Here is a 15,458-nt window from a genome sequence, read left to right on the forward strand (position 1 = left end):
TCCTCCTAATCGAAGTACAAGTTATTAATAATTCGATGTAAATCGCTAATTTTTTTTAATTGTTGTCTAGAATCTCATAGGGCTTATCGCTTCGGTAATTGCCAATAGAAACGACACCTTTTGATTCTGTTTTTGGTTTTAGGGAGATGAAATGGAAAGCCCAATTGTCACGCTCAAACATGCGAGAAAAAGCTTTGTTGATGGCAAAGAGACCCATAACGTATTGGAAGGCGTCGACTTCACATTGGCGACGGGCGCAAGTGTGGCTTTGACAGGAGCGAGTGGCAGTGGCAAAAGCACCCTACTCAACGTGATTGCTGGTTTCGAACCACTTTCAGATGGTGAGTTGTGGCTAGATGGCGATAACGCGATGGTTTGGAAGGATCCGCAATGGAGTCGCTTTCGCCATCAAAAACTCGGCGTTATCTTTCAACAGTTCAACTTACTCACCCCGCTCAACGTAAAACAAAACATCGCCTTCCCGCTGCATTTAAACCAACAAAAATGGAACGATTGGTGTGATTATTTGGTGGAAGCTTTAGGCATCAGCGAGCTACTTGATAGGCATGTTTCTGCGCTCTCTGGCGGCCAGCAGCAACGTGTCGCTATTGCACGCGCGCTAGCCCACAAACCCAAGCTACTGCTTGCCGATGAACCGACAGGCAACCTCGACCAAAAAGCAGGCTTAGAAGTCATGAAGTTGCTGAGTGAAATAACCACACAAGGCAACACTGCTGTACTGTTGGTCACACACAGCCCTGAGTGTGCCAGTTTTATGCAAACACAGTTGGTTTTAGATGATGGTCGTTTGAAGACCGTTGATTTGAAAAAGGCTCTATCGCAAGCCAGTGAGCAGCCCTATGAAGCAAACTAGGTTTGCGAACACCAAGTTCACCCATATCAAACTGACTCTAAATCTGTTCGCGGCGCACTATCGTCAATCACCGTTACAAGCTGCTGCAATTTTAATCGGCATCGTACTGGCGGTGACCTTGTTTGTCGCCGTGCAAGCCATTAACCTTAATGCCAAACGCAGTTATTCAGAATCGACTGAGCAACTTAGCGCCCAAGCGAAGAACTTGATCATTCCACCAGCAGGGCAAAACTACTTACCAGAATCGCTTTACTTCGCCTTAAGACAAAATGGATTAAGTGCCTCGCTGCCTGTGATTGAAGGGCGAGTGAGAGACGAGCAAGGACGTCGTTGGTCAATACAAGGGAGTGAATTAATCGCCGCTCTCACCTCAAGATCTCGTTACTCTGGCGTCGATGAAAAAAGCGATAACGAAAAAGACAATACTCGAGGCAATGAACCAAACATTTCCCTGTTCGATACCGCCTTGCCTTTACCGCCACTCTTAGCGGGCGAGCCCATCGTGATGATGAGCCAATCGCAATACCAAAACTTGGGCGAAGTAGACACGCTCACTCTGGATGAAATCAAAACCAAAGTCGTGGTGCTACCAGACGAATGGCAACTGGGTAGCAGAATGCTGATGGACATTGGATTCGCTCAACAACTGCTCAACAAACAAGGACAACTGAGCTACATCGCTGTGTTTAATCCCAATAACAACTCACTCGATAAATGGCAAAGCATCGTTGGCGAACAAGGGCAATGGATCACCAATAATCAAAGTACCGATCTCGGCTCGATTACTGACAGCTTTCACCTTAATTTGACTGCGATGAGTTTATTGGCGTTTTTAGTCGGCTTGTTCATCGCTTATAACGGCGTGAAATACAGCTTGTTAAAACGTAATCGGTTATTGGTGCAGATCCAGCAAGCTGGCGTTGCACCAAGCATTGTATTTTCGGCACTGTTAGTCGAGCTCATTATTTTAGTCACATTTGGCGCTTCGCTTGGTTTCATTCTCGGCATTCAACTCAGCCATTGGCTACACCCAACGGTTGCAATAACCCTTGAGCAACTCTATGGCGCAACGCTGCTTCCCGGCACTTGGCAGTGGCAATGGTTAGCTCAAGCTTTACTCCTCACCTTAGCAGCAACGCTGATTGCGTGTTGGCAGCACTTTAAACAGAGGGTCCGCCAACCCCTCTCTTCACATGGTGGTTTTTATCAAGCGCCGGAAGCCTCGAACGAAAATCAGCTATTTGTTATTGGCGTGGTACTCACTGTTTTGGCGTTGGCCGGTTTATGGCTGAGCGAACACCATCGGTTCACTATGGCCTGGCTCGGTGTGTTAGTGGTGTCGATTCCTTTGTACCTACCGAAAACCCTAAGTGCGCTAGCGAGTTGGAGCGAAAAGCGCGCCCAATCAGGTTTAATACAATATCTGTTTGCTGAACTGCGTGAGCTGATCTCCCCTCTTTCCCTTGCCATGATGGCGCTGCTTCTTGCTGTTACCGCCAATATGGGAATGAATACCTTAGTTGGCAGTTTTGAGTCCACTCTAAAGCAATGGCTTGAACAGCGATTGCATGCCGACATTTACGTTAGCCCCGCCCAAGGTGAAATTGCCAACGTTGAACGTGCCTTAGCCCAGTTTGATAACGTTGAAACCGTCTACAAGCAATACTACGTTGATGATAACTTGCAAGGCTTGCCTATTTTGCTCGGCACCAAAGACAAAGACACACTTGAACAAACCATGGTGTTCCAGTCTCATGTTGATAACTTCTGGCCGCGCTTTTACCAAGGTGAATTAGTGGCGATCAGCGAGCCCACCGCGGTGAAACTCAACTTGTCACTTGGAAGCCAACTCAAATTAGACGCTATCCAAGACAATACACTGAGTGTTGGCGCGATTTTCCATGACTATGGCTCACCGAATGGGGAAGTGTTATTGGCTCCCAACTTATGGCTTGAAAACGGCTTCACAGACTTACCCACCAGTTTGGGAATCAAAGTATCTGGCGACCCACAACAGGTGTACGAACAACTACGCCAACAATTGAATTTGCATCCCAGTCAGCTTTACGATCAAGCCCAAATTAAGTCGATAGCTTTGGACATTTTCTCACAAACTTTTGCCATTACGCGGGCGCTCAATGGCGTCACTTTAATGGTGGCTGTTATTGGTTTGTTCTGTGCCTGCTTTATGTTGCTCGACGCACGCAAAGCCGCTATTGCAAGGTTGTATGCGCTTGGCGTTAGTCGGAAGAAATTAATGGTTATGGTGGTGGGGCAAATCGTTGTTCTGGTCGCTTTTACTCTGGTGGTCGCCGTGCCGCTTGGTGCCATGGTCGGCTATGTGCTGACAGATATCGTCACCCTTCGCGCATTTGGTTGGAGCTTAAATTACGTATGGAACTGGAGTGACGCACTGAGCATTGCTGTCATCACCATTTTAGTCGCAGTGGTTGCTACCTTAATTCCGCTGTGGCGTTTGGTCAGTAAACCGGTCGTGTCCAGCTTACAAAGTGAGGTGTTGTGATGAACCAACTAATTAAGGCAGCAGCGCTCATTCTGTTGAGTTTACCTCTTGTCGCATGTGAAGACTCACAGCCCCAAAAAATGGGCTCAATCCTCGGAACTGAAAGACAAACCGGCGGGGAAACGCAAACAGACAAAGCGCAATTCACTCCGGTGGTAAAAGGCATCGGCATCACCTTTCCTGCCGACCATCAAGCACACCCTGATTTTCGCCATGAATGGTGGTATTTAACTGCCAATCTAACTGATGAAGAAGGTCACTCATTAGGTGTGCAATGGACTCAATTTCGTTTCGCAACCGCACCACAAGAAAGTGACCACAGCGCTCAGAAAACCGCGTGGCAAAGCCAACAAATCTACATGGCGCATAGTGCCGTCACCACCAAAGACAAACACTATGCCGACGAAAAATGGTCTCGCGGTCAAGCTGAACTAGCTGGTGTCGATTCTTCACCATTTCGAGTTTACCTTGATGATTGGCAATGGACCTCGGCTACCGATGATCTATTCCCTGCTACGTTGAATGCAGACTCTGAACAGTTTGGTTACTCGCTCAAATTAACTAACGATGCACCCTACCAAAAACAGGGCGAGCAAGGCTACAGCACCAAGAGCGGTGACGCGCAGGTAGCTTCGTATTACTACAGTCAGCCGTTCATTGATGTATCAGGCGAAGTGATCATTGATGGCGTCGCACATCAAGTATCAGGCAAAGGTTGGATCGACAGAGAGTGGAGTTCGCAGTTTTTGCTCGACTCACAACAAGGTTGGGATTGGTTTGCTCTAAGGTTAAATGATGCAACCAGTTTGGTCGTGTTCCAACTTCGAGATTCAAAAACAGGCAAAGCCAGCTATTCCCATGCGAGGTTAATGCAGCGAGAAGGTTCTGGCATCGCGATTAAACAACAAGATATCAGCTTAATCGCGACCAAGAAAACAGAGATCGATGGACGTGACTATCCAACAGAGTGGCAAATTAAGATTCCGACGCAACAAATTAAACTGACTGTTTCGGCGCTTAATCCAAATGCGAAAATGCCACTATCCGTGCCCTATTGGGAAGGGCCAATCGTGATTAAAGGATCTCACTCTGGTTCTGGCTATATGGAGCTGACGGGATATTAAGCAAAAAGCATGTTCTGAACATGAGGTACTCCAAGTTCTAATATGTCAAAGATGAGTCGCTAGTAAAGATGTATTAATTGATGTTAAATAGACGACTAAGAATCAAATCAACCGTCACATCGGCTACCATAAAATGTTGTTAACCCAATTCGGATTATCGATGAAAGAGTTACAGTTGCCTTGCCACGTCACAGCTTTTTCGTGGCGCTGAACCAGCTGTCTACTGGGTCAGCGTTATACAATTGAAGCAACGTACATCGCTTGCCAACTTTAGGTTTACCTGACGTACTCGAAATATCATCAACCAGATACAAGTCGGGTATTTTTGCATTGTTGCCTTCATAGCGCACAGCCATGTAGAAAATCGAACAGGCGGTATCACCTTTCATTGCATCTCGAGGTTCAAAGCTATCGTATTCGGTTTTGTTGAGCGGCGACTTTTTTAAGGGCGAATCGACGAAATCAAAACTTTTGTTTGAACGGGTGGAGTGATTCTCTGCATCCGTTTGTGGTAAATGGTGGATACCGGTATAGCCCCATTAATCTTTACGCTAAAAACCAAAAGACTTAGGCCAAAGGTGTTCACGATTCCATGCATTTTTGTCGTTGTTACCCGAAGAAGTAAAGTCTTTGGATTGTGAGCGGCCGCTGGAATAGAGAATAACGTTGTCTGAGTTATTCGGGTCTCCATTGGTATCTTTTCATACCAACCATACCTGTGTATACGATAATTACTTTTGCTCATGAGTCGCTATTACGCTTAGCATTTCTTTTAAAGCACTATCATTTAACCCTTCAGCTTTGAGGTGTTAGCAGTGGGTATGTAGCATCAGCAAACACAATTGGACTAAGGGCTGTAGAGACGAGGTAAAGGTTCAGATTCAAACGCATTTTCATTATTTTAAGTATCCTTGTTATTGTTTTAATGACTCATCATTGATGAGTGCCACGCTTGTTCTACTCTACAAAACAAAACAAAACAAAACAAAACAAAACAAAACAAAACAAAACAAAAATCATATGTGACATTTTTGGAAACAAGCTATGTATATCAAAGAACAGAACACTATAAATAGCTAATCTTATGACGAGCACCGCCTAATGATACGTATAAAGGCATGTCCTTTTTTTTCGATTTAATATCCAATAAAACAATATCACTAAGTAAATCACTATTGTAGTTAATGTACAAATAAGCACTTTTAAAAAACCTCACCATTTCATCCTTAAATTGCATTTTCGATATTTATTACAATATCTATAAAATATAAACTTTGACCGCACATTAATTTACCTTCATTCGCAGGCTTAACAGTAACACCGACTAAAAATCCAACGTTAAAAATACGCATGTAATTAGACATAATTAGAAGGAAAAATCAGTACATGGAATGACCATTTATTGAGTATTCTGGTATAGCCTGAATAACATCCCAATGTTCTATTATCATTGAGTTTTCGACTTTGAAAATATCAACTATGACCCTATTTTTATCTCCTCCAGGAGAAAAACGCTTTACGTGTAATGCTACCAAGTTGCCATCAGATAAAACACGTACAATCTCACCCGGTGTCGTGCTTGGAACGTTATTAATGAAATCTTTTAGCGCCTTTTTACCATCAGGAAGATTAGGGTTATGTTGTATATATTTGTCACCAATATATTTATCAATGGCGTCCGAGTTTCTATTTAGTAGAACATCGCTATAAAAAGACACAACTATCGATTTGTTAAGTTCTTCGTGACTTTGGTCTGCATATAAACTAGTACTTACCATTACTAAGAACATTAAAATCATTACTTTATTCAAACTCGCTCAACTCCTCAAAAAACAGTGTATGTATCATAATGTATTGCCGATCAATGAAACATCCGCAATAATGAGCATCATTGATTCATAAAACGTACAAAAAATATGGATAAAATAGTCGCTGCTAAAGTTTTTATTGATGTAGCCCACACAAGTAGTTTTAGTGTAACTGCTGACCGTTTAACTATGTCAAGGGCTATGGTGACTCGTAGTATAGCTGTTATGGAAGAGTGGTTTGACGCTCGTTTATTTCATCGCACAACTAGAAAAGTTGCCTTAACAAACGTGGGAGTAGAATGCTTAGAAGACCTCAAACGCTGGGTTGATGATACAGAGAAGATGATTGACCAATTTAAGCCTAACGCTGATCTGAAAGGAACCGTTTGTATCGCAACAAGCATGTCATTTGGCCACTCTCAATTAATGGCTGCAGTCAGTGAATTTATGTCATTAAACACAAAAGTTAAAATAAATGTCGAGTTACTCGACTCTCCTCAAGATTTGATCAATAACCGTATTGACTTGGCTATCCGTATAACTAAATCTCCACCCCCATATTTGTTGGGCAAGCCAATCGCTAAATGTCGCTCAATATTAGTAGCTAGCCCTCATTATTTAAACAAGAACCAACCTATTAATTCACCTGAGGACTTGCTTCACCACCAATGCTTGGGGCATAAGAACCTCGAAACTAACGCATGGTCGTTGTACAAAGACAACCTCAAAAAAGTTATCGATGTTAACTGTCGATTAGTAACCAATGAAGCTACTTCTTTAATGCAAGCTTGCATACATGGTACTGGCGTGTCTTTTCTTCCAATTTATTTAATTCAACCCTCTATCGATAATGGTCAATTAGTTCAAGTACTGCCGGATTGGGCGCTGAAAGATATGGATATTTTCGTCTTGTACCCTTCACGTAAACACTTATCACCTATAGTCAGAGCTATAATTGACTTTCTAAGTGATTATTTCAAAAGGCATGAAATTAATTAATATTACGCTTTGTATTTAGACATTGGTCCGATATTAGAACAATTCCATCTCAAAGTTGGCTTGCTTCCAATTTTCTGGCATAAATTCGCATTCGACGAGAGTTAAGATAGGTTTCAATTTTTCTGTCCAACAGCCTTTTAGAGTCTTATCAATTCTAAATTACGGAGAATATCTCGTTGTACCTTATCTAATTAACTAATGATGAATTAATTTATTTCAACAGCGCCTTTAAACGATACTATAGCAAGTTACTTTGACATCTATTTCAACGCTTCAAGTTAATCAAAGAGCCTAAAAATATTATTGAACCCTAAGGCCACAGTTAACACTAAACATTAGTTGGGGGCCCATTTCAGTATTTTTAACTTGCGCCGAACATATCCAATGAAGAATGGAGATAAGTATTACATACTCGGATAGCTCATAAGATCAAGGCGTATCTTGTGGCTTCACCATTTTAAACTTGGCGCTAGACTAACTGCTAAAATTCGGTCACCGTTTTTATCTAAAATAATGATGAAACAGCTAAAACTAAACGTCTGTCCAACCCTTGTGCTAACTTATAGAAAACATCATAAAAATTGATTTAAATGAGTAATTATAACAAACGGTTCTTATATTGTTCTGGTGTTTGGCCGGAATATTTCTTGAACATACTAATGAACGGGCTCGCTTGGTTATAGCCTAAAGTCAGTGCGACTTCTTTAACGGATTGCCCATTTCTTAACAGATCCATAGAGTACAAGTAGCGTACTCGAAGTCGCCATTCAGTAAAGCTCATCCCCAGTTCACTTTGACAGTGGCGCGATAAGGTTCGCTCTGTCGCGTGCACTCTATCGGCCCAATCCTTCAATGAAATATCATCAGTTGGGTTCTCTTCTATCGCAGCCAGAATGGGCGCAAGATATTTGTTATCAGTTGAAGGTAAAAAATGGTGCTCAACTTGGCGCTCTGCCAATTGATCCAACAATACTTTCACTAACCTTTGGTCTTGTTCGCTATCAGCAACGTTGATATCACGCTGACGAAAGTCATCAATAATCGAAGACACGATTGGCGTGATCTTAATTAGGCTGGTTTTCTCAGGCAGATGTTGAGTTAGTTCGTGCGCAATATTCAGAGAGCAATAATCCAAGGGTTTACGGTTATAACTGCAATGCGTAACTCCCGCAGGTACCCAAATCGCTAGATGTGGCGGCGCTAGGAAGCGTGTACCTTCAGCTTCCATTTCTAGAATACCGCCACTGATCAACTGTACTTGTCCCCAAGGGTGGCTATGCACGCGAGTTTCGGTGTTCGATAAGAAAGCTTCGAAATTCATAAATACGTTGGATGGAGCCTTATCGATTGATAAGGATGGGTGAAGGTTTCTTAAGTGTTTTTTCAAACTTGTCTTCCTATCGCGCCTGATGTCTTTTTAAAGATATCTGTAAGTATAACGACCTGTCAAACTAGCCGCATCAACTCATTTGCGACGGAACTCACATGTATTATCTCTTACCATTTTTCACAGTCTGTATCTGGGGTGCAAATGCTATCGTCAATAAACTGGCCGCAAGCACCATTGAACCGAGCGCAATGAGTTTTTACCGTTGGTTTATTGCAATGTTGATCCTGACACCTTTCTGTATTCGGTCTGTGATTAAACAGTGGCCAATCATTAAACCTAATTTGTCTAAGCTGGCATTCCTTGGCTTTTTGGGCATGGTGTTAAACCAATCTTTAGGTTACTACGCCGGCTTAACGACAACTGCATCTAATATGGCGTTGATCACTTCATTAGTGCCATTGATCAGTGTTTTTCTGAGCGTTCCTTTGTTACGTAAGTCAATTTCTAGTTTGAGTATTGTTGGTGGCATATTGTCGCTGTCTGGGCTAGCTCTGATGTTAGGGAAAGGCGATCCTTTATTCTTCATCCATCAAGAACTGACTCAAGGTGATGGCTACATGCTAATCGCGGCATTCGTTTATGCTTCATACTGCGTGTTACTCAAACGCTGGAAAATGCCGATAAGTAGCTGGGTGGTTATTTATATACAAGGGTTGTTTGCGGTTGCTATGTTGACACCACTTTGGTTAACCAGTGAACAACTGTTGCCATCCCAACAGGCTATTCCTTTGATTGCTTACGCTGCCCTTGCTGCTTCTATTCTGGCACCTTGGATGTGGGTGAAAGCGATTGATACCATTGGAGCGGATTCAAGTGCCATGTTCATGAACTTAATGCCCGTTATCGCGATTGTATTTGCGTCTACTTGGTTAGGTGAAGAAATTAACCAATTCCATATCATTGGAGGCGTGATGGTAATTTCAGGTGTTATTCTTGCTCAAATCAAAAGAAAGCCAAGGCTTGGGGTTCCAATTCCTCAACAAAGCTAAGCTAACCCTACTTAGCAAACATATTCTAATATTTGTCCTCCCAGTACCTGCCCCCTAGCAGGTACTTTTGTTTTATTGCTACTTCTCATTAAAAACTTCTATGATTTTGATTTTTTGTTGACGAAACTTTTAAATATTTTTAATACCTACCATTACTCTTGCAACATGGTGTTGAATCATATTTAATGCACAGAGTACGGTTTATTGAGCGGAAGATTGACATTCACTTTGTAGGCGATCGTTTCTGTTGAAACCTTCACTGCGGGTATGCAGCCAATGAAATTAGATACTGTAATTCATAGAATTGTGAGCTATTTAAGCAACCAAAATAAATAAAAAAACAGTCTCAACGGCTTAATTTACATCAGCATGAAGAATCGATATTTAACGAATCGGCAGCAGCTATACCTTTTTATAACGATAATCACACTTGATTAGTACGAAATACACTCAGAAGTGCCTCTAACAATAATCAGAAAGGAAATATCCACACAAAGGATCTATACTTTACATAAGAGCGATAAATGAGCTGAATAGTAAAGAAACTTTAACTACCACTTTAGAGTTAATAGAGATAGAATTACTTTAACTTAACCAAATGAACAACGGTTAGTTGGCTAAAATCAAAAAGGTACCGATATGAGTACCGAACGGCTTGGAAACACCTAGCACTATGCTAGGTGTTTTTTTTGCTATCACCCTTTCCACCCCATCGAACACCCTAAGTTTTCTTAAGCTTCGTGCACTCTCAAATGCCTGCATTTACTTGTCTATCGCCTATTTCAAAAAATAATCTGAACCATGAGATTATCTCCTTTAATTTATCTCATCTTAAGTATATTGTTATTAGCAAGTAACAAGCATGTTATGCAGCACGATAATAATGAAGGAAGATAGATGAGCAGTAACAATAGCCGACTAGATGGTAAACGAGACGTCACTCTACGTTTTTTAGCTGAACCCGGAGATGTGAACTTTGGTGGTAAAGTTCATGGTGGGGCAGTAATGAAGTGGGTCGATTTAGCAGCCTATGCTTGTTCTGCCGGTTGGAGTGGCAAGTACTGTATAACAGCTTACGCCGGTGGTATTCGATTTGTAGCACCAATCCATGTTGGCAACCTTGTTGAAGTAAGCGCGAAGGTCATCTATACCGGTTCATCTTCTATGCACATCGCTATCGACGTTCAAGCTAGCGACCCTAAAGAACTCAACAACCGCCTAACGACTCACTGTATCGTTATTATGGTTGCTGTGGATGAAAATGGTAACCCGACTAAGGTGCCAGAATGGGTGCCAGAAACGTCAGAAGACATCGAATTAAGAGATTCGGCTATTCGCCTAATGAACATGCGAAAGCAGATAGGCGAAGAGATGGAAGCGCACGTGAAGTACCTTAAATAAGGTCAATCATTAGCCCCACAAAACCTAGTTACGATGCCAAGCACATGCTTGGCATCTGTTTATCTAATCCCACCTCTCCTAAACACACTCTCACAAGCAAAGTAGTGTCTACCCAATACTGCTTATCTCTATACTACTTGCCTGAATACGGCTTATATAGCGTGATACTCAGCCAAGGCTTTAAATGAACCCGCTATTGTTTAGCGATTTGCTCGAACTGTAATAAAGTCGTCATTTTGCTCTGTTTAAATACCGCCAATCATAATGGATGTATTAAAATTTTCCGGAGCTACTCTTGAGCGTCACACGCCCCACTCTTAGCGAATCTACACTGAACAATTTGAAGGCTGTTGAGTATCAATGGGTTAGAACTTTGTACGTCGAAGGCTACGACAGCAATGAGATTAACCACTATATTCAAACTTGTTTTGGTGGTGACAGCACGTTTGCCGATCTCTTTCGACGCGTTGCACTCGACCAAGAAAGTATCTATGTACTGTTGCAACATCTTGGCTGTGCTCCTTCTAGTAGAGAGTTTTAATTACAAAGTCACAGGTCGATCCACAGTCGATAAAAATCACTGTAGCCAGTGTGTCTGACTTGAACCCCTCTGACTTGTTGAGTTTTGGACATCTCCTCATAACCAGAAAATAACGGCAAATAGGTATACCTTAAACGTAAACCTCTTTCTATCGCCATCAACTCACTAGATGGTGAATCGCCACTTATCGCTCGCTTGATCTTAGCTTGATGCTCATCCATTTCAAACCGGTCAAGACTAAATCGTAATCCAGTTGACACGCTTAACCATTCATAAGTTCCGTAATCAACGGGAGTCTCAATCACATCTTCAATAAGAAGAATATCCGCTAGCTCGGACACTAAGTGGGGATTGCTAATGTTATTGACGATGACAACTTCCAACTCGAGTCCTGTTGAACGGATGACATCATGTAACCATTTAGAATTACGAATTAAGTATGGAATAGTCCATTTGGGCTCAGCCAAGACAATCTTCCCTCTCAAGCTTGGGGCGTTTGCTATCATTGGCCTAGCTTTACAGGGATCAAAAGCCAAGCTTTCGACCGCATTAATAGGATCATGTAGCTGTTTTTTCTGATGGATATAATCAGCTAATTCACACCACGTCTCTCGAGATATTTTCGAACCAAACCTTTCTCGATAAGTTAAATAAAAGAGGGCGCTGATACTTTGAATTTCAACTTGGTCCGAAGGACAGTTAAAGCTGATCATATTCTGCATATCTGCATTGGCATGAGACAAAGTGACTCGCTCTAACAAAGCTCGAGTAGAAAAATAGTCTTTATGTGCTCGCAATTGAATACTGTCTTGACACCAGTGTTCAATCTTGAACGGTCCAGTTCCAATATGATAACTGTATTTGTCACCGAAACTTTGTATATCTCGGCAAACAATAGATGCGTTAGACATAGCGAGCATATAAGGAAAAAACTTATTGGCATACTTGAGAGTAATAACTAAACAATTGGACGCGATTGCGTCTACGCGTTCAGCGCATTGCCATAACTCTTTTATAGGGCCATTACCCTCAATTAAACGTCTGATGCTCCAAACCACGTCTTGAACTTGCAGAAGCTCACCGTCATGTCGGTAAACACCAGGACGTAACCATAGAGTTATCGTTTTGTCTTCCATCATCCAATCGTGAGCCAAGGAAGGCATTAAATCACCATCTGGACTCTGAACCAGCAATACATCATATACACTTTTTGCTATATGCAGCTCTGCATGCCGAAACGTCTTGAGTGGATCAATAGTGTGTACCCATGGATAGGACGCTATCAACACAGCATTACTTGATTCATTGGTTTGGTTGAGGTGCTCTGTCGCTAAAGTAAGTGCTCGGACGGCTGTCGAACCGTATATGTCGACAAGACGGGATACTAGTTTAAAACTGCCTTTATTTAGTTCACTAATCAACAATTCGGTAATTGCTTGTTGCAACGATTTTTTAATCGTAAGTTTACTAGAATTACTCCTACCTATTGCGGGAATCCATTCTATCCACTCCTGTCCGGACAGCTTTTTCATAACAATTGATACGTTACGTTTAGAAGTGCATAGTGCGACCTCTAATTCGCCTAAGCCTATTGAGTGGGATAAATGAATCTCAAAATGCTTAAGCAACTGATCTAAGTGTCTAAGGTTTACATCATTCACAACAATTCCACTTCAATTTCCGTCAGCTAAAACATAGCAAAGGGAGCTACATATTCCTAGCTCCCTAGAATCTCAATATTAGAAGTGGTAATTCATTCCAAGAGAGAAAACACTAATCTCAGCATCAACAGAGGCTGTCGCTCCAAGCGCTTTTGCCACGTCTAGTTCAGGTTTCATATAGTCCCATGTTGCCTCAATTCGAAGATTATCTGTCAACAAAAAGTCAGCCCCCAAACCATACATGCCCGTCACTGTTGTATCAGAGAATGTTGAATAACCCGTAGCACCAACGAAAGAGTTACTTACTTTAAATTCAGCATTAAAATATGCGACCCCTGCTTTCGCAAAAAGATTAAAACGGTCATTAATTGGTAAAATAACTTTAGGTTGGATCGCTGCAAACTTCATGTCGCCGACAGTAACAGATTTACCGTCTAAAGCATCATAGCCTCCAATTGAACCTTCCAAAGCAATGTAGCGGTTGAACTGATAACCACCGTAGATTTTGCCAGCCAAACTAGAATCATCATCTAACTTTAATGACGTCTTGTTAGAACCGTATGCGGAATCAACAGAAAAGCTCGCACTATCAAAATTTGCTTGACCAACAGATGCTCCAATATATGGATTTGCGTTTGCTGCAGAACATAGCATCAGGAGAGTTGTTGTGATTGTTGTTTTTCTTAACATTGTATTTAACTGCCTATCTAAGAATAATATTTATTGTTTTTGCACATCCTTTAGCAACCAATGCAATCCCTTTCACTGGGTTTCGAAACAGAATAATATTAATTAATAGGAAACCATTAAAACACGTAATTGTTCGCCATTATTTTTCTACATATCAATACAATCAGACACAACTCTTCACATTTAAGTTGTTAACCATAAGTTATCTTGGGCTTTGGGCAAGTGTGTGTAGATCACGTATCAAAATGTAATTTAAGTATAATTATTAAATATTTACGCTATGCGTCGCATGCTAATTTGACTGAAGTGTTGTTTGGAAGTGAGATTACTATAATCAAGAAAAGAAATTAAAAACTAGACATAAAAAAACCCAAGTAAATACTTGGGTTAGAGTTACAAAAACCACTAATCATTAATAGCGTAAGGAACCTGATTAGCGGCCAGCTATGCGTAACCTGAGGGTTATTTTTATTACTGATCGGCGGCCAAACCAAATGATGTAATAAAAATGCCAATATAGAGCGACCTAAAGGTCGCTCTTTTTCTTTCTTATAGGGTACAGCTTATCCTTTTACACCACCTGCAGTCAAACCGCCAACTAACCAACGTTGTGCAAGTAAGAATACGATAGTAATCGGAAGTGCTGATAGTACAGCCGCTGCCGCAAAGTCACCCCATAGGTAGTTCTGAGGATATAGATATTGCTGCATACCTACCGCTAACGTGTAAGAGTTCACATCAGTTAACAGGATAGATGCTACTGGCACTTCACCAACGGTTGCGATGAACGAAAGAATAAACACAACCGCTAGGATTGGCACAGACAATGGTAATAGAACCAGTCTGAATGCTTGCCACGGCGTTGCTCCATCCAGAGCTGCCGCCTCTTCCAAAGAGTTATCAATCGTCTCAAAGTAACCTTTGATCGTCCAAACGTGCAGTGCTATACCGCCTAAGTACGAGAAGATTAGACCACCGTGCGTGTTCAAGCCTAAGAACGGGATGTATTGACCAAGCTTGTCGAACAGCGCGTAAATAGCGACTAGAGCCAGTACTGCTGGGAACATTTGGAAAATCATCATCGCTTTCAGGATAGTTTCTTTACCTTTGAAGCGCATACGAGCAAATGCGTAAGCCGATGTTGTAGACAATGCCACAATAAGAAGCGACGTCACACCCGCGACTTTAATTGAGTTCCATAACCACGTTAGTACTGGGAATGGAGGTGGTGTCACCGAGCCGTCAGCATTCGTTACCGACATACCAAGAGCCAGTTTCCAGTGCTCCAGTGATGGGTTATCGGGAATCAAACTACCTGTTGCGAAGTTACCTTCACGGAACGAGATAGCGATGATCATCAGTAGTGGGAAGATAATCATTGCCAAGAAGCACCACAACACTGCATGCGTTGCCCACACTCGGTATTTAAGGCCTTTACCTTGTACCATAGCCATTGT

At 41.9% G+C, this 15,458-nt stretch carries 13 protein-coding genes; 7 read left to right on the plus strand and 6 right to left on the minus strand.

The genetic code is table 11. The features are described from left to right. Nucleotides 1–151: 151 nt before the first annotated feature. Genes AACW75_RS16170 through AACW75_RS16180 form a run of 3 tightly spaced genes read left to right on the plus strand, consistent with a single transcriptional unit; the run spans nt 152 to nt 4,522 of the window. Nucleotides 152–874, plus strand: a complete 723-nt coding sequence (locus tag AACW75_RS16170) for an ABC transporter ATP-binding protein (protein WP_145568958.1) — start codon at nt 152–154, stop codon at nt 872–874. Continuing rightward, nucleotides 861–3,398: an ABC transporter permease gene (locus AACW75_RS16175; protein WP_145568957.1), complete on the plus strand. Its 2,538-nt coding sequence runs from the start codon at nt 861–863 to the stop codon at nt 3,396–3,398. Before AACW75_RS16170 ends, AACW75_RS16175 begins: the two co-directional genes overlap by 14 nt. Then, entirely contained in the window at nt 3,398–4,522 is a 1,125-nt protein-coding gene (locus AACW75_RS16180) for a lipocalin-like domain-containing protein (protein ID WP_145568955.1), read from the plus strand. Before AACW75_RS16175 ends, AACW75_RS16180 begins: the two co-directional genes overlap by 1 nt. A gap of 188 nt (nt 4,523–4,710) precedes the next feature. Here the strand turns inward: AACW75_RS16180 and AACW75_RS16185 are convergent, their stop codons facing one another. Both AACW75_RS16185 and AACW75_RS16190 read right to left on the minus strand, forming a co-directional pair. Next, nucleotides 4,711–5,046 (minus strand): endonuclease, encoded by a 336-nt coding sequence (locus AACW75_RS16185; RefSeq protein ID WP_237297485.1) that lies wholly within the window; start codon nt 5,044–5,046, stop codon nt 4,711–4,713. An 855-nt stretch (nt 5,047–5,901) separates the two neighbouring features. Beyond that, nucleotides 5,902–6,333 (minus strand): nuclear transport factor 2 family protein, encoded by a 432-nt coding sequence (locus AACW75_RS16190; RefSeq protein ID WP_237297478.1) that lies wholly within the window; start codon nt 6,331–6,333, stop codon nt 5,902–5,904. A 105-nt stretch (nt 6,334–6,438) separates the two neighbouring features. On the opposite strand from AACW75_RS16190, the gene AACW75_RS16195 reads away from it, so the two are divergent. After that, a complete protein-coding gene (locus tag AACW75_RS16195; protein ID WP_135454431.1) occupies nt 6,439–7,329 on the plus strand; it encodes a LysR family transcriptional regulator in 891 nt (296 codons plus the stop codon). Nucleotides 7,330–7,927: 598 nt separating this feature from the next. Here the strand turns inward: AACW75_RS16195 and AACW75_RS16200 are convergent. Next, nucleotides 7,928–8,716 carry an AraC family transcriptional regulator gene (locus AACW75_RS16200; RefSeq protein ID WP_237297479.1) on the minus strand — a complete coding sequence of 263 codons (789 nt, stop codon included), beginning with the start codon at nt 8,714–8,716 and terminating at the stop codon, nt 7,928–7,930. Between the two features lie 98 nt (nt 8,717–8,814). Between AACW75_RS16200 and AACW75_RS16205 the strand changes: the two genes are divergently transcribed. The 3 genes from AACW75_RS16205 (at nt 8,815) to AACW75_RS16215 (ending at nt 11,650) form a co-directional block, all read left to right on the plus strand. Beyond that, nucleotides 8,815–9,708 (plus strand): DMT family transporter, encoded by an 894-nt coding sequence (locus AACW75_RS16205; protein WP_237297480.1) that lies wholly within the window; start codon nt 8,815–8,817, stop codon nt 9,706–9,708. Nucleotides 9,709–10,605: 897 nt separating this feature from the next. Further along, nucleotides 10,606–11,109 (plus strand): acyl-CoA thioesterase, encoded by a 504-nt coding sequence (locus AACW75_RS16210; protein WP_017074677.1) that lies wholly within the window; start codon nt 10,606–10,608, stop codon nt 11,107–11,109. A gap of 295 nt (nt 11,110–11,404) precedes the next feature. After that, nucleotides 11,405–11,650, plus strand: coding sequence for a hypothetical protein (locus AACW75_RS16215; protein WP_029225012.1), 246 nt, complete (start codon nt 11,405–11,407; stop codon nt 11,648–11,650). A gap of 8 nt (nt 11,651–11,658) precedes the next feature. On the opposite strand, the gene AACW75_RS16220 is transcribed toward AACW75_RS16215, so the two are convergent. The 3 genes from AACW75_RS16220 to malG all read right to left on the minus strand — a co-directional run bounded on the left by AACW75_RS16220 (nt 11,659) and on the right by malG (nt 15,455). After that, on the minus strand, nt 11,659–13,311 hold the full coding sequence (locus AACW75_RS16220; RefSeq protein ID WP_145568951.1) for an ABC transporter substrate-binding protein: 1,653 nt from the start codon (nt 13,309–13,311) through the stop codon (nt 11,659–11,661). Between the two features lie 78 nt (nt 13,312–13,389). After that, the gene (locus AACW75_RS16225; protein WP_135454425.1) at nt 13,390–14,001 is read right to left on the minus strand and encodes an outer membrane beta-barrel protein; all 612 of its coding nucleotides are present in this window, start codon (nt 13,999–14,001) and stop codon (nt 13,390–13,392) included. A gap of 563 nt (nt 14,002–14,564) precedes the next feature. Beyond that, a complete protein-coding gene (gene malG / locus AACW75_RS16230) occupies nt 14,565–15,455 on the minus strand; it encodes a maltose ABC transporter permease MalG (protein WP_017081399.1) in 891 nt (296 codons plus the stop codon). Between the last annotated feature and the right edge of the window lie 3 nt (nt 15,456–15,458).

It is taken from the genome of Vibrio sp. L3-7 (genome assembly GCF_963898195.1).
In the GTDB taxonomy this organism is placed as follows: Bacteria; Pseudomonadota; Gammaproteobacteria; order Enterobacterales; family Vibrionaceae; genus Vibrio; species Vibrio echinoideorum.